The 15,346-nt window shown below is 66.3% G+C and carries 15 protein-coding genes; 9 read left to right on the top strand and 6 right to left on the bottom strand.

The genetic code is table 11. The annotated features are described in order from the left end of the window. Positions 1-15: 15 nt before the first annotated feature. A complete protein-coding gene (gene rfbB / locus JZ792_RS14650) occupies positions 16-1,026 on the bottom strand; it encodes a dTDP-glucose 4,6-dehydratase (protein ID WP_216911000.1) in 1,011 nt (336 codons plus the stop codon). A gap of 307 nt (positions 1,027-1,333) precedes the next feature. Between rfbB and JZ792_RS14645 the strand changes: the two genes are divergently transcribed. Beyond that, positions 1,334-2,053, top strand: coding sequence for a DUF8020 domain-containing protein (locus JZ792_RS14645; RefSeq protein ID WP_109522831.1), 720 nt, complete (start codon positions 1,334-1,336; stop codon positions 2,051-2,053). A 115-nt stretch (positions 2,054-2,168) separates the two neighbouring features. Here the strand turns inward: JZ792_RS14645 and JZ792_RS14640 are convergent, their stop codons facing one another. Next, the gene (locus tag JZ792_RS14640; protein ID WP_216910999.1) at positions 2,169-3,149 is read right to left on the bottom strand and encodes an alpha/beta hydrolase; all 981 of its coding nucleotides are present in this window, start codon (positions 3,147-3,149) and stop codon (positions 2,169-2,171) included. Positions 3,150-3,406: 257 nt separating this feature from the next. Between JZ792_RS14640 and rfbA the strand changes: the two genes are divergently transcribed. Then, positions 3,407-4,279: a glucose-1-phosphate thymidylyltransferase RfbA gene (gene rfbA, locus JZ792_RS14635; protein WP_216910998.1), complete on the top strand. Its 873-nt coding sequence runs from the start codon at positions 3,407-3,409 to the stop codon at positions 4,277-4,279. Positions 4,280-4,281: 2 nt separating this feature from the next. Continuing rightward, entirely contained in the window at positions 4,282-4,839 is a 558-nt protein-coding gene (locus JZ792_RS14630; protein WP_109522834.1) for a dTDP-4-dehydrorhamnose 3,5-epimerase family protein, read from the top strand. Positions 4,840-4,897: 58 nt separating this feature from the next. Here the strand turns inward: JZ792_RS14630 and JZ792_RS14625 are convergent, their stop codons facing one another. Then, positions 4,898-6,364 carry an MFS transporter gene (locus tag JZ792_RS14625; RefSeq protein WP_216910997.1) on the bottom strand — a complete coding sequence of 489 codons (1,467 nt, stop codon included), beginning with the start codon at positions 6,362-6,364 and terminating at the stop codon, positions 4,898-4,900. Positions 6,365-6,449: 85 nt separating this feature from the next. On the opposite strand from JZ792_RS14625, the gene JZ792_RS14620 reads away from it, so the two are divergent. Further along, complete coding sequence (locus JZ792_RS14620) at positions 6,450-6,857, top strand: MarR family winged helix-turn-helix transcriptional regulator (RefSeq protein WP_216910996.1); 408 nt, start codon at positions 6,450-6,452, stop codon at positions 6,855-6,857. A 27-nt stretch (positions 6,858-6,884) separates the two neighbouring features. Here the strand turns inward: JZ792_RS14620 and JZ792_RS14615 are convergent, their stop codons facing one another. Both JZ792_RS14615 and JZ792_RS14610 read right to left on the bottom strand, forming a co-directional pair. Continuing rightward, positions 6,885-7,718, bottom strand: coding sequence for a helix-turn-helix domain-containing protein (locus tag JZ792_RS14615; protein WP_254189825.1), 834 nt, complete (start codon positions 7,716-7,718; stop codon positions 6,885-6,887). A gap of 259 nt (positions 7,719-7,977) precedes the next feature. Next, positions 7,978-8,538 carry a DUF4282 domain-containing protein gene (locus tag JZ792_RS14610; protein WP_216910994.1) on the bottom strand — a complete coding sequence of 187 codons (561 nt, stop codon included), beginning with the start codon at positions 8,536-8,538 and terminating at the stop codon, positions 7,978-7,980. Between the two features lie 228 nt (positions 8,539-8,766). On the opposite strand from JZ792_RS14610, the gene JZ792_RS14605 reads away from it, so the two are divergent. From JZ792_RS14605 to JZ792_RS14595, 3 genes are all read left to right on the top strand, one after another. Further along, positions 8,767-9,240, top strand: a complete 474-nt coding sequence (locus JZ792_RS14605) for a hypothetical protein (RefSeq protein ID WP_405179076.1) — start codon at positions 8,767-8,769, stop codon at positions 9,238-9,240. 191 nt (positions 9,241-9,431) lie between these two features. After that, a complete protein-coding gene (locus JZ792_RS14600; RefSeq protein WP_216910992.1) occupies positions 9,432-11,633 on the top strand; it encodes a molybdopterin-dependent oxidoreductase in 2,202 nt (733 codons plus the stop codon). A 231-nt stretch (positions 11,634-11,864) separates the two neighbouring features. Beyond that, complete coding sequence (locus JZ792_RS14595; RefSeq protein ID WP_216910991.1) at positions 11,865-12,491, top strand: pyridoxamine 5'-phosphate oxidase family protein; 627 nt, start codon at positions 11,865-11,867, stop codon at positions 12,489-12,491. A 12-nt stretch (positions 12,492-12,503) separates the two neighbouring features. On the opposite strand, the gene JZ792_RS14590 is transcribed toward JZ792_RS14595, so the two are convergent. Further along, positions 12,504-13,007 (bottom strand): GtrA family protein, encoded by a 504-nt coding sequence (locus JZ792_RS14590; RefSeq protein WP_216910990.1) that lies wholly within the window; start codon positions 13,005-13,007, stop codon positions 12,504-12,506. Positions 13,008-13,163: 156 nt separating this feature from the next. Between JZ792_RS14590 and dprE1 the strand changes: the two genes are divergently transcribed. Together dprE1 and dprE2 are read left to right on the top strand one after the other, a co-directional pair. Then, positions 13,164-14,582 (top strand): decaprenylphosphoryl-beta-D-ribose oxidase, encoded by a 1,419-nt coding sequence (gene dprE1 / locus JZ792_RS14585; RefSeq protein WP_216911022.1) that lies wholly within the window; start codon positions 13,164-13,166, stop codon positions 14,580-14,582. Continuing rightward, complete coding sequence (gene dprE2 / locus JZ792_RS14580) at positions 14,579-15,340, top strand: decaprenylphospho-beta-D-erythro-pentofuranosid-2-ulose 2-reductase (protein ID WP_216910989.1); 762 nt, start codon at positions 14,579-14,581, stop codon at positions 15,338-15,340. The genes dprE1 and dprE2 overlap by 4 nt, the downstream gene beginning before the upstream one ends. Positions 15,341-15,346: the final 6 nt, after the last annotated feature.

Genomic DNA, 15,346 nt, shown 5'->3' with positions numbered 1-15,346 from the left:
CTCGGGCCGGGCGGACTACTCGGTTCCGAGGGTCCGCTCGCCCGCCTTGGCGTAGGCGCGTTCGGTGCCCGCCTTGTCGGGGCGCCACCATGATTCGTTGTCGCGGTACCAGGCGATGGTCGCGTCGAGTCCCGCGCGGAAATCGCCGTATCGCGGTGTCCAGCCGAGTTCGGTGCGCAGCAGACTCGCGTCGATCGCGTAGCGCTGATCGTGGCCGGGACGATCGGTGACGTGGTCGAAATCGTCGGGATCGCGACCGAAAGCCTCGAGCAGCATGCGCACGACGGATTTGTTGTCGAGTTCGCCGTCGGCGCCGATCAGATATGTCCGACCGATTTGTCCCTTTTCCAGAATGTCCCATACCGCGCGATTGTGATCGTCGACGTGAATCCAGTCGCGTATTTGATGGCCCGCGCCGTAGAGCCGCGGACGAACGCCGTCGATCAGATTGGTGATCTGGCGCGGAATGAACTTCTCCACGTGCTGGTACGGACCGTAGTTGTTGCTGCAGTTGGACAATGTGGCACGCACCCCGAAGGAGCGCGTCCAGGCACGAACCAGCAGGTCACTGGATGCTTTGGTGGCCGAATACGGACTCGAAGGATTGTAGGGCGTCGCTTCGGTGAAGGCCGGATCGTCCGCGTCGAGATCGCCGTACACCTCGTCGGTGGAGATGTGGTGATAGCGGACGTCGTGCCTGCGCACCGCCTGTAGCAGCGAATACGTTCCGACGATATTGGTCTGGACGAAGGGCCACGGTTCCGACAGCGAATTGTCGTTGTGCGATTCAGCGGCGAAGTGCACCACCGCGTCCACACCGCTGACGAGTTCGTCGACCAGATCCAGATCGGCGATATCGCCGTGCACGAAATCGATCCGATCCGCCACCGAATCCAGCGACGCCTTGTTTCCCGCATAGGTCAACGCGTCGAGGACGGTCACCGTCACCTCGGACCGTTCGAGGACTGTCTGCTGGACGAAATTCGCGCCGATGAACCCGGCACCGCCTGTTACGAGCAATCGCACACCCATGACCTTACGTGGGCCACACCGGGTTACGTCGCCGGATGGTCGCGACCTGGATCGAAGAAATCAATCATTCCAGAGGTGTGATCTTCATCACACTACCTCGAAGTAGGGAAACGAGCACGAGCCTTCTTCGGCCGGGAAAACCCTGTTCACAGTACAGATTTCAACAAACCCACCAAACCGCAAGTCTTTATGGTGAACAAGATTTGAATTATCGGTCACGGTCGGTTCACCACGCGTTAGCTGGTCTCGATTTCTATCACCAGGTCCCCTCCGAACGCTTTACATCGAGGTTGAGAACCACATGCTGATGAGGAAATTCGCCGTCACCTCGGCGCTGCTGATCGCCGCTATCGGCGTCACCGCCGGTGCTGTCAACGCGGCCCCGGCTGCGCCGTCCACCGACGGTTCCGTCAATTTCACCGCGCACGCCACCGACACCCAGTCGATCATCACCACCGACTCCGGTTCCATCGTCGTGGAAAATGACACCCTGAAGGTCAAGGCCGCCGACGGCACCGTCGTCGCCGGCACCGAGCTGAAGTTCCGGGTCGACGAGTTCGAATTCCCGATCGCCGCGGAGATCGCCGGTAACACCGCGACCCTGACCCCGCAGGTCGACCTGGACAAGGCCGTCTACAAGCCGGTCGCCCTTCCCTACGAGGAGAAGGCGCCCTGGAAGAACGAGTACGACCGTGAGCTCGCGGCGTTCAACCGTCTGAAGGACACCATCAGCGTCGGCGCCACCATCGGCACCCTCGTCGGCGGCCTCAGCGGCGGCGCGATCGGCTGTGTCGTCGGTGCGGTCACCGCGGGCACCGTCGCCTCGGCGACCATCGTCGGCCTGTTCGGCCCGTTCATCCCGGCCGCCGCTGTCGGCTGCCTCATCGGCGCCAGCGCCGTCGGCTTCCTGGGCACCATCGTCGGCCAGATCTTCGTGACCGCCCCGGTCGCGATCGCCGCCGCGCTCCAGTACTTCGCCACCACCACCGCGCCGTTCGTCGCGCCGCCGGCGGCCAAGTAAGCGCTGGGCTCTTGCCTGACGCGCCGTAGAGATCGCTCGCGGCACAACTGAATTCAGACGGAGAACCCCGCCCCGAATCATCGGGGCGGGGTTCGACTCGTCCGGCCGACCGTGGTCAGGCCGTCCGAGCTCGGTGCGAGGTCTCGATGACGGTGCGGACGAATCGCGCCGCCCGCCCCAGCGCCGCCCTGCCCTCGGGCAGATTCGGCGCGATACTCGTGAAGGCGTGGACCTGACCGCGCCACAGTTCGAGGGTGTTCGGGACACCCGCCGCGGTGAGCCTGCGTGCCATCAGTTCGCAGTCGTAGCGCAGCATTTCGTCCTCGGCGGCGATCAGCAGCACCGGCGGCAGATCCGCGAGCGCGCCGTTCACCGGCGACAGCATCGGATCGAGCGCACCGTCCACCTCGGCGCCGAGCATGGCCACCGTGCGCAACGCCGTCAGCGGCAGGTAGGGATCGCGGACGACGTTCATGTAGTCGCGCTTGGCGATGTAGTCCAGGTCGAGCAGCGGACTGAAACCGATCAGCCCGGCCGGACCTGGCAGACCCGATTCGATCGCGGCGAGCGCGCAGGCGAAGGCGAGATATCCGCCCGCCGAATCACCCGCGAAGACGATGCGCGCCGGATCGGCGCCGTGCCGCAGCAGCCAGCGGTAGGCGGTCATGCAGTCCTGGACCGACTGGGTGATGCTTCGACCGGGCAGCTGACGGTAGGCGACATTGACCACGGGCAGTCCGGTGCGCCTGGCCAGGCTGGCGGCGACCGGGCGATGGGTCTCCAGGCCGCAGATCGCGAATCCGCCGCCGTGCATGTAGAGCACGGCGCCGTGCCGCAGCGCGCGGGCCGCGCCGGACGGGCGGATGATCTCCATGCGGAAACCGCCGAAACTCACCTGTTCGCGATCGATACCGCGCGGTCGCGGACGCAGTCTCGCGAGATTGTCGATGGCGAACGCGCCGATCGGAATGGTGGTGCGGGTGATCGGGGCGACCCGCAGGATCGGCCGCACCACACCGCGACAAGCGGCGAGCAACACTCGCGCCGACGCACTGGGACCAGCCGGATTGATGACGACACCGGTTTCGCCTGCCATCGGACACCTACTTCGACTCGGCGCGCCGATGCGGCCCGGCCGGTTGCTCCGGGACGATGTCGACGCTGACATCAAACACGGTGTTCATTCGAATGAGGTGTTCATTCAGAACACGGCCATTACAGAACACCATGTCATCGTGACCTATGCAACAGAATCGCCCCGACACACCTCGTAGCGAAACCTTCGTGATGAATTCGTAGGCCAGTCGGAACCTCCCCGACTCCGAAACGGGCGCGGCTGGCAGACTCCTGGGCATGCGCGGAATCATCTTGGCGGGCGGCACCGGATCGCGGTTGCACCCGATCACGCGCGGGGTCAGCAAACAACTGGTCCCGGTCTACGACAAACCCATGGTCTACTACCCGCTGTCCACCCTGATGCTCGCCGGTATCCGGGATGTCCTCGTCATCACCACGCCCGAGGACGCCGACGCCTTCGGCCGCCTGCTCGGCGACGGGAGTCGGTACGGCATCTCGATCAGCTACGTCGTGCAGCCCGAACCGGACGGCCTGGCCCGCGCGTTCGTGCTCGGCGCCGATCACATCGGCACCGAATGCGCGGCACTGGTACTCGGCGACAATATCTTCCACGGTCCCGGCCTCGGCACCAGCCTGAACAGGTTCGCCGGGCTGAGCGGCGGCGCGGTATTCGCCTACTGGGTCTCGGATCCGACCGCCTACGGCGTGGTCGAATTCGCCGACGGGCGTGCGGTATCGATCGAGGAGAAACCCAAGACGCCGCGTTCCAACTACGCCATCCCCGGGCTGTACTTCTACGACAACGACGTAGTGGAGATCGCGCGCGGGCTGCGGCCTTCGGCGCGCGGGGAATACGAGATCACCGATATCAACCGCGCCTACCTCGAACAGGACCGGCTGCGCGTCGACGTCCTCGCCCGCGGTACCGCCTGGCTCGACACCGGCACCTTCGACTCGCTGCTCGACGCCGCCAACTATGTGCGCACCATCGAAGAGCGCCAGGGCCTCAAGATCGGGGTTCCCGAGGAGGTCGCCTGGCGAATGGGGTATATCGACGACGACGAGTTGCGCGCCCGCGCCGAGCCGTTGGTCCGGTCCGGTTACGGCGCGTATCTGCTCGATCTGCTCGAACGCGGACGGGATTGGTGAGCATGGACATCCGGGAACTCGCGGTGCCTGGCGCGTGGGTGGTCACCCCGCGCCAGTTCCGTGACGAGCGCGGCGCTTTCGTCGAATCGTTCAAGGCGTCGGAGTTCGAGAAGGCCACCGGACGTCCGTTCGAACTGTGCCAGGTGAACTGCTCGGTCTCCGCCGCGGGCGTGCTGCGCGGCATCCACTACACCGAGGACCCGCCGGGCCAGGCCAAATACGTCACCTGCGTACGCGGGGCGTTCCTCGACGTGGTCGTCGACCTGCGGCCCGGCTCGCCCACCTACGGGCGCTGGGACAGCGTGCTGCTCGACGACGTCGACCGCCGTTCGGTCTTCCTCTCCGAGGGCCTCGGGCACGCGATCCTGTCGCTGGAGGACCAGTCGACGGTCACCTATCTGTGTTCGCTCGAGTACACCCCCGAATTCGACAGGGACGTCGACGCTTTCGACGCGACGCTGGCCATCGACTGGCCGACCGTCGGCCGCGACGGCGCGCCACTCACCTACGTCCGCTCCCCCAAGGACACCGTCGCACCGCCGTTCGCCGCCGTGACATGACCGAACGCCGTACCCGTGTGACCGGGTACGGCGTTCGGTTTCCACAGCGGCCGAGGGATCAGCCCGCCAGCGCGATCTCCGGTTCGCGTGCTTCGGTCGCACGCCCGCGGAATTTCGGCACGAAGGCCAGCAGCGCCACCAGCGCGCCGACCGCCGCGACCACACCGGCGAAGACCAGGCCGGGACGGTAGGCGTCGAGCATGCCCGCGGGTGAGGTGTCGGTATGGGCGCCCGAGGTGACGATCGCCGTGGTCACCGCGAGCACGATGGCCGCGCCGACCTGCATCGACGTCTGGAGAACACCGGCCGCGAGGCCCTGTTCCTCGTCCTCGATGCCGTTGGTGGCCTGGATGTTGATGGCGGGGAAGCCGACCCATCCGATGCCGATCAGCAGTACCGCGGGCAGCAGCATCGTCAGGTAGGACGGATGGTCGTCGAGCCGCAGGAACAGCACGTAACCGACAGCCATCACGACCAGGGTGACCGCGATGATGGGGCCGGTACCGAAGCGGTCGACCAGTTTGTCGGAGAAGAACGCCGAACCGACCACCATCAGACCGACCGGCAGCAACGCCATGGCGAGTTTCAGTGGCGACCAACCGAGTGATTCCTGCATGTACAACGTCACGATGAACTGCCAACTGAAGTAGGAACCCGCCACCGCGACGATCGCGATACTCGCCCGCACCAGTGACGCCTTGCGCAGGATGCCCAGGCGGATCAACGGATACCTGACCCGCTTCTCCACCGCGACGAAGGCGACGAACAGCGCGACGGCCACCACGAACGATCCGATGCTGCGCGCCGAGAGCCAGCCGACCTCGGGCGCGGTGACCACCGTGTACACCAGCAGCAGCATGGCCCCGGTCGACAGCAGCGCGCCGAGGATGTCGTGGCCGCCTTCTTCGGCGGCCTCGTCCTTGGGCACCAGGAAGTAGCCCGCGACCAGCGCCGCGACGGCGATCGGCACCGGGAGCAGGAAGGTCCAGCGCCAGCCGACGCCGGTCATCAGCCCACCGAAGAGCAGGCCCATGGAGTATCCGCCCGCGCCGAACACGGTGTAGATGGACAGCGCCTTGTTACGTGCCGGTCCCTCGGCGAAATTCGTCGTGATGATCGACAGACCGGTCGGCGCGGTGAACGCCGCGGCCAGGCCCTTGATGAATCGGGTGAGGATCAGCAGCGGACCGGAACTGACCAGGCCGCCGAGCAGGGAGGCGACCGCGAAGACGGCCAGGGCGATCAGGAAGACCTTGCGGCGGCCGAGCAGGTCGGCGGTGCGTCCGCCGAGCAGCAGCAGGCCGCCGTATCCCAGGATGTAGCCGCTCACCAGCCACTGCAGGGTCGAGGTCGACAGGTCGAGTTCGGAACCGATGGAGGGGAGGGCGACTCCGATCATGGAGACATCGAGTCCGTCGAGGAAGAGCACGATGCACAGGGTGATCAGCATGCCCCAGAGCCGGGCGGACCAAGCGGTCGGATCGGTCGCCGTTCGGGCGGCCGAGAGCGTTGCTGGTGAAGTCATGCGGTGGACATTACATGCGCACGCATTAAATGCCAACACATCTAATGCAGTTGCATACGTTGCCGCCGGGGCCTAGAATGAGGCCATGTCGAACCCGTCGACGTCAGAGACAGCCCGGCGCAGCGAAGCGCCGACCGGGCTGGTCGACGAGTGGCGTCGACTGCTCGATCGGCACGCGGCCGTGAGCTGCGCCTTGGAGAAGGCGTTGCAGGGGCAGCACAACATCGGCCTCAGCGAATTCGAGACGCTGGACCGTCTGATCGACGCGAATTGCGGCGACTACCGGATGGCCGACCTCGCGGGTGACATCTACCTGAGCCAGAGCGCGCTCTCCCGGACAGTGGCCCGGCTCGAACGCGACGGCCTGGTACGGCGCAGCATGTGCGCCGAGGACCGCCGCGCGATCTTCGTCTGCCTCACCGAACGCGGCCGCGAGGTCTACGAGCAGGCCGCGCCGACGCACCGCGAGGTGCTCGCCCGCAACTGGGAATAGAACCCCCGGTCGGAGGAATAGAACCGGTCAGCGCAGGTCGTCGATCACCGTACGCACATCGACCGCGGCCGCCTCGATACCGGCGAAGGCCTTGCGGTACCGCTCGATCTCGGGTTCCTTGTCCAGATACACCGGACCGGTGAACGCCTCGATGTAGACGACCGGCGGCTCCGGCGGTTCGCCCATCCGGCCGTCGGGGAATTCGAGCATGACGAAACGCCCGGTCTCCATGCCGTCGTGATAGCCGGACTCGGTCGGCACCATCCTGACCCGCACGGTCGGCAGCTCGCACAGGCGAAGCAGGTGCTCCAGCTGTTCGGCGTGTACGCCCGCGTCACCGATCCGGTGCGTGAGAGCGGCCTCGGTGATCACCGCGTCCAGCCGCACCGGCGCCTCGGCGCGGACGACGAGCTGCTGACGGGCCGCGCGCAACTGCACGCGCCGGTCGATCTCGGTGGCCGGTGCGGACGGCCGCGCTGCGGCCAGCATCGCCCTCGTATAGCCCTCGGTCTGCAACAGGCCGGGAATCAGGGCGTGCTCGTAGGAGCGCAGCGCCCATGCCGCCTCCTCCAGCCCGATGTAGGCGTCGTACCCCTCGGCGATCACATCGCCGTACCCGGTCCACCAACCCCTGGCCTTGGTCTCGCGGGCCAGCGCGGTCAGCGGGGCGACGATATCGCCCGGCGCGCCGTAGACCTTGCACATCGCCTCGACGTCGAGACTGCGCAGCGACGTCTGCCCGGTCTCGATCCGCCAGATCTTGGCCTCGGACCATTCCAGCTGCTGCGCGGCGGTGCGCGTGGTCATCCTGGCGCGATTGCGCAATTCCCTGAGATGACGGCCGAGCTGCCGTCTCGGCATGGTCGACCCGGTCGTACCGTGCGGTAAAGCCATTACTTCCCCCTCGCGCCCATGCGCCGCATCGACCCTGCGTGATCCCCAGAGCCCCCGATACGACGCTTGCCAGCGGACGCCTTCACTCCTCAGTCGGTCATCCGGTCAGCATTGTTTCACAGCGAATCTGACATAGGGCACGCTTTGGTGCACAGGCAGGCCATTGTCATAATCGCGCCAAAGAGGTTAGTGGGCAACCGGATCCGGCAATGTCGATCGGTTGCCCCTACTTGCGGGGGCTCCGACCGCGGAACCGCCAGAACTGCACCGCCCGAACATCCTCGGACAGTTGGTTGACCGGTTCGGCCACATCGGACAGCGCCTGGAACAGATCGTCGGCCAACTCGCTGATGTGCTCGACCCGCGTCGCCAGCCGCGAGGCGTTGACCAGGAATTCCAGCAGCAGACGCACCACGGCGGCGATGGTCAGGCCGAGCGGAACGGCGATCAGCGCGGCCAGCACCCCGAGCACCGCCGAAAGCTGCCACATCAGGACGGTCACCGCGATCGGTATTCCGAGAGCGAATGCGAGTCCGAGAATGTAGGCGAGCGGCAGCAGGGTCGTGGTCGCGGGCCTGCGGAATTGCACGTCGAGAAGTCCGCGCGCGGCCCGCGCGCTCCACTCACCGAATGCGCGCGGACTCTCGAAGGGTTCGGCTCGCGGCTCCTCCTCATCGGACGCTCGCGCAAAACGCCTGGTAGTAGAGGTTTTCCAGGCGATCCACCTGGACTCGGTCCCGCGCTCGGCCGAATCCGCTGCCGGAATTCCGTCGCTCTCATCGGTCATCACGCGATACTCCCCCGTCCGCGCGCGAAGGGCCAAGCGGAACCCTTCGGATTCATAGCGAAAAGACACTGAATGAGACGAAGGCGACAGTCCGGAAAAATATTTCGAAAGAGCCGTAACGCCGGGGCTACCGGTTGTCGATACGCCCCATGAACGCAGACCCAGATCTATCGGGGAATGGAGAAAACAGTGCGCACCACGTTTCCGACTTCCGTCTCGGCGGCCGAGATGACCGCTGCAGCGCAGGACTACACCCAGCGCGGATGGACGGTCGCCGAAACGGCCAACGGGATCTGCCTGATCACCGATGAGGACGTGTCCGGCATCGAGGTCAGCGGCGAACTCGCCGGCGACGTGCGTCGCTACCTGCGCGCCAACAACCTCTCCGGCCCGGTGATCGAGATCCCCGGCACGGAGCGTCGCGAGATCCACCTGGTCACCGGCCTGCGTAAGGCCGCGATGGCCCTCGAGGGGCTGCGCGAGGCGGGCGCCACCGTCTACACCGACGGCGCGGGCATCGCCCTACCGCCGACCCAGATCTCCGCCGCGGGCGCCGCCCAGTGGCGGGTCGCCCCGCACGAGGCCCGCTGGCTGCCGCCGGTCGTCGCCATCGCCGCGGCCGTCCGTTCCTCGATCGCGCGTCGCCGCGCGGGCGAGACCGTCACCCGGACCGGCGAAAGCCTCACCAGCGTCGCCTGCTGACCTTCCGGATTCGTGCGAACGGGTCCGCGTTCAGTACCCGCGACGAATTCCCGATCCGCCCGGCGGATGACTCCCCCTGCAGGGGTCGGCCGGAATTCCACCGGCTCACGCGACCGGTATCCGTCACGCGGATACCGGTCGTTTCCGTCAGCACCCTGTCGCGAGAAGTACCTCGCGCGCGATGATGGGGTATGGCCCAGCTCACCGACGCCCGGAATCTCCTACGCACCTGCCCGCTCTGCGAGGCCGTCTGCGGACTCGAGATCACCCTCGATCCGGACGACCACGTCTCCGCCGTGCGCGGTGACAAAGAAGATCCGTTCAGCCGCGGATTCATCTGTCCCAAAGGCGCGAGCCTCGGACATCTCGACGAGGATCCCGACCGGGTCACCGAACCACTGATCAGGGACAGGGCCACCGACACCTGGCGCACCGCGTCCTGGGACGAGGCCTTCGATTACATCGCGCGGCGGTTCCCGGCCGTCGTCGCCGAGCACGGCGCCGGATCCGCGGCGCTCTACCTCGGAAATCCCAACGCGCACACCATCGCCGGGGCGCTGTACGTGCCCGTGCTGATCCGCGCGCTCGGTACCAAGAACCTCTATTCGGCCAGCACCGTCGACCAGATGCCGAAACAGATCGCCAGCGGACTGATGTTCGGCGACCCGCTGACGGTTCCCGTCCCCGATCTCGATCGCACCGATTACCTGCTGATGCTCGGCGCGAACCCGCTGGAATCCAACGGGTCGCTGTGCACGGCCCCCGATTTTCCCGGCAGACTCAAGGCGTTGCAGCAGCGCGGCGGACGATTCGTCGTCGTCGACCCCCGGGTGACCCGCACCGCGAAACTCGCCGACGAACACCTGTTCATCCGGCCCGGCAGTGACGCCTACCTGCTCTTCGGCATCGTGCACACGCTGTTCGCCGAAGAGTTGACCGATATCGGGATCGAGGTCGCCGGACTCGACGACGTGCGGGCCGCCGCGGCCGATTTCACCCCCGAGGTGGTCGCCGCGCGCACCGGGGTACCCGCCGACACCGTCGTCAGGATCGCCCGCGAACTCGCCGCGGCGCCGACCGCCGCCGTCTACGCGCGCATCGGCACCTGCACGGCCGAATTCGGCACCGTCACCCAGTGGCTGGTCGACGTCGTCAATGTCCTCACCGGCAATCTGGACTCACCCGGCGGTGCGATGTTCGCCGATGCCGCGGGCGGCGGGATCAACCGCACCAAGCCGTTCCGCACCGGGCGGTGGACCAGCCGGGTACGCCAACTGCCCGAATCGATGGGCGAACTGCCGGTGGCGACGCTGGCCGACGAAATCCTCACCCCGGGAGACGGGCAGATCAGGGCCATGATCACCGTCGCGGGTAATCCGGTGCTGTCCGCGCCCGGCGGCACCAGGATGGCGGAGGCGTTCGCCGATCTGGAATTCATGGTCAGCGTCGACAGGTATGTCAACGAGACGACCCGCAACGCCGATGTGATCCTGCCGCCGCCCCGGCCGCTGCAATCCCCGCATTTCGATTTCGCGCTGCTCAAATTCGCGGTGCGCAACTACGTCAGGTATTCGCGGCCGCTGGTGCCGCTGGGTGATCGACCGTCCGAGGCGGGGGTACTGGCCAGGCTCGGCGCCGCGGTGAGCGGACAGCCGCATACCGGCGACGTACTCGGCGCGGTGGACGAGATGCTCATCGCGGGCACCCTGGAGAAGGCGGGCCTGGCCGATCGTCGCCACGAGTTGTACGGCGAGACCACCACCGAACAGCGCATCGACATGATGGTGCGGCTTGGTCCCTACGGCGAATGGAACGAACCGAGCGCCGATTCCGACGGGCCCCGGCACGCGCTGAATCTGCGGAAACTGCTGGACAATCCGCACGGCATCGACCTCGGCGCGTTGCGCCCGCGGCTGCCCGGCGCATTGCGCACCGCGTCGCGACGGGTGGAACTCGCGCCCGCGCAACTACTGGCCGACGTGGACCGGATGCGGGCCGGACTCGCCGCCGTCGCACCGGAGTTCGTCCTCATCGGACGCCGTCAGCTGCGTTCCAACAACAGCTGGATGCACAATGTCGTGCGGCTGGTCAACGGATCGAATCGCTGTACGTTGCAGGTCAATCCGGCCGACGTGGAGCGGCTCGGGCTCGGGCAGGAGGCCGTGGTGAAATCGGCGGCGGGGACGCTCACGGTGCCCGTCGAGCCGACCGAGACGATCATGCCGGGCGTGGTCAGCCTGCCGCACGGCTGGGGTCACGCCGACAGTCCGCAGTCGGTGGCCAGTGCCAACGCGGGCGTCAACGCCAATGTGCTGACCGATGATTCGGTGATCGATGTGCCGTCGGGCAACGCCGTTTTCAACGGCGTTCCGGTGACGCTGATCCCGGCCTGAGTTTCCTCGCGCCGAGGTGTCGCAATTCCGACCGGCCGAAAATATTCCGGCCGGTCGGAATGGGCAAATCCCCGGAAAACCCTGTAGCAAACCGGCATTCGACCCATCCTCGGCGCTGATTCCGCTCATGCCACCCCCCGCATTCCCCTAAAATGGACGAGATTTCGGCCCTATTCCGGGTTCAGCGCAGAACCCCGATCATCCGGATTCCGGCTACCAAAGGGGGCGCACATGCCCGATCCACGTTGGGGCAGCGACGGCGAGCACGAACTACAGGACAGGTACGGTACGCAGGCACGAGCCGAACGTTTCTACACCGATCAGGTGCTCGACCGACTCAATCCGACGATGGTCGAATTCATCGCCAGGATGGACATGGCGTTCATCGCCACCAGCGATAAACACGGCGAATGCGATACCAGCTTCCGCGCCGGTTCCCCCGGATTTCTGCACGTCATCGATGAACGCACGGTCGCCTACCCCGAGTACCGCGGCAACGGCGTGATGGCCAGTATGGGCAATATTCTGGAGAATCCCCACGTCGGCATACTTCTCATCGATTTCGTCCGTGACCTCATCGGACTCCACGTGAACGGATCGGCCCGCATCGTCGAGGACGTCACGCTGCGGCGAAGCACCGAGTTGCCGCCGCAGACGAAAGGCCGCGCCGCCGAACTGTGGGTGGTCGTCGGCATCGAAGAGGCCTACATCCACTGCCGCAAACACATTCCACACCTGATCCCCGCGCAGCGCGAACAGCGCGCCTGGGGTACCGACAACGTCCGGGCCAAGGGCGGGGACTACTTCGGGGCCAAGGCGCACCAGCCTCGGGAACCCGAAGAGCTGGTGGTGGGCTGACCGACCGGGTGATCAGCGCAGTTTGAAGATCACCAGCCGCTGCACGACGAAGTTGATGACGGTGGCGGTGCCCTGTGCGACGACGAATGCCGCCGTCAGCTGCACCCCGCCTTCACCGAGCGTGTTCACCAGCACCTGGTTGATACCGACCTGGACCGCGAAGGTGGTCGCGTAGAGCGCGACCACCGCGAGGAAACGGGCCCGGCTCGGCGGCGCCTGGAAGGTCCAGCGCCGGTTGAGCAGGTAGGCCGTCGTGGTGCCCGCGACGAAACTGATCGACTTGGCGGCGCTCGTCGGCAGCCCGACCACCTTCAACAGGAACAGGTACAGCCCGAAGTCGACGATCGCGGACAGCCCGCCGGTCACGGCGAACCGGAAGACCTGGGTCACGAGACCGCCACCGGGTGCGGCACCACGGTCCGGAGCATCCTCGGCATGCTGACCATCTTCGCCACCACCTTCACGCGAGGCGTCGACGACGCCCGCGGGCTCGTCGACCAGCGGCGGTTCGGTCATGAGCGGACGGTGGGGTTCGGCGTGCACGGCGGTCAGCTTAATGCGCGCGGGCCCCGGACGTACCCCGCCATACCCGGGTGTACGGCGACCCGGGCGCGACCTGCGCCCATACCTGTAGCCTCTATGCCGATGTCCACGAAAGCTTCGACCCCCACCATGACAACCGGTGACGCCGAGCCCGCGTACGACCTACCTACGCGGACCAGATCGTTGACCGGGTGGGGTCGCACCGCAGCAACCTCCGCCGAAGTTCTCGCGACCGGTGATCCGGAAGTGATCGCCAAGGCCGTGGCCCTGGTCGCCGAGGACAACGACGGCAAGCCCGCCCACCTGCGCCGCGGCGTGATCGCGCGCGGGCTCGGCCGCTCCTACGGCGACAACGCCCAGAACGCGGGCGGGCTCGTCATCGACATGACGGCGCTGAACAAGATCCACCGGATCGACCGCGACACCAGGATCGTCGACGTCGACGCCGGCGTGAACCTGGATCAGCTCATGAAGGCCGCGCTGCCGTTCGGCCTCTGGGTTCCCGTACTGCCCGGCACCCGCCAGGTCACCGTCGGCGGCGCCATCGGCTCCGATATCCACGGTAAGAACCATCACAGCGCGGGCAGTTTCGGCAACCACGTGCGCTCGATCGATCTGCTCACCGCCGACGGCACGGTGCAGCACATCACGCCGCGCAAGAACGCCAAACTCTTCTGGGCCACCATCGGCGGCTGCGGTCTCACCGGCATCGTGCTGCGCGCGACCATCGAGATGACGCCGACCGAGACCGCGTACTTCATCGCCGACGGCGACGTCACCGCGACGCTGGACGAGACCATCGCCTTCCACAGCGACGGCTCCGAGGACCGCTACGAGTACAGCTCGGCCTGGTTCGACGCGATCAGCCCCGAACCGAAACTCGGTCGGGCCGCCATCTCGCGCGGCAACCTCGCCAAACTGGATCAGCTGCCCAAGAAATTGCAGAAGGATCCGCTGCGATTCAACGGCAAGACCTTCCTGTCGCTGCCCGACGTCTTCCCGAACGGGCTGGCGAACAAATACACCTTCACCCCCATCGGTGAACTCTGGTACCGCAAGTCGGGCACCTACCGCGACAAGCCGCAGAGCCTCACGGCCTTCTATCACCCGCTCGACATGATCGGCGAGTGGAACAGGGGCTACGGATCCAACGGATTCCTCCAGTACCAGTTCGTGGTGCCGCCGGAGTCGGTGGACGAGTTCAAGCGGATCATCGTCGACATCCAGCGGTCCGGGTTCTACTCGTTCCTCAACGTGTTCAAACTCTTCGGGCCCGGCAACCAGGCGCCGTTGAGTTTCCCGATGCCGGGCTGGAACATCTGCGTCGACTTCCCGATCTCGGCCGGACTCAACGAGTTCGTCTCCGAACTCGACCGCCGGGTGCTCGAATTCGGCGGACGGCTCTACACCGGCAAGGATTCGCGCACCGACGCGGAGACCTTCCACAAGATGTATCCCCGAATCGACGAGTGGATCAAGATCCGCAGGACCGTCGATCCCACAGGCGTTTTCATGTCCGACATGGCGAGAAGGCTGGAGCTTCAGTGATCAATGCCGTAGGTAACCCGCAGACCATCCTGCTGCTGGGCGGAACCTCGGAGATCGGTCTGGCGATATGCGCGGAGTACCTGAAGAAGGGCCCGATCCGCATCATCCTCGCGGCACTGCCCAACGATCCGCTGCGTGACGACGCCGTCGCGCAGTTGCAGGCCGCGGGCGCGAGCACGGTCGATCTCATCGATTTCGACGCGCTCGACAACGGCAGCCACCCCAAGGTGATCGACGCGGCGTGGGCCGCCGGTGACGTCGACGTCGCCATCGTCGCCTTCGGACTGCTCGGCGACGCCGAGGAACTGTGGCAGGACCAGCGCAAGGCGGTGCAGATCGCCGAGATCAACTACACGGCCGCGGTATCGGTCGGCGTACTGGTCGGCGAGAAGATGAAGGCGCAGGGCTTCGGGCGGATCATCGCCATGTCCTCGGCGGCGGGCGAACGGGTCAGGCGCTCCAACTTCGTCTACGGCTCGACCAAGGCCGGGCTCGACGGGTTCTACCTCGGTCTGGGTGAGGCGCTGCGTCCGTTCGGGCCGCGCGTGCTCGTCATCCGGCCGGGCCAGGTCCGCACCAGGATGTCGGCGGGTGTGAAGGAAGCGCCGCTGACCGTGAACAAGGAAGACGTCGCGGCCCTCGCGGTGTCGGCCTCCCAGAAGGGTAAGGATCTGGTCTGGGCGCCCGGCGCGTTCCGGTACGTGATGATGATCCTGCGTCACATCCCGCGCCCGATCTTCCGCAAACTCCCCATCTGAGCCGTT

It is taken from the genome of Nocardia noduli, assembly GCF_019038455.1.
Lineage (GTDB): Bacteria > Actinomycetota > Actinomycetes > Mycobacteriales > Mycobacteriaceae > Nocardia > Nocardia noduli.
This window is presented reverse-complemented; position numbering and strand designations above follow the sequence as displayed.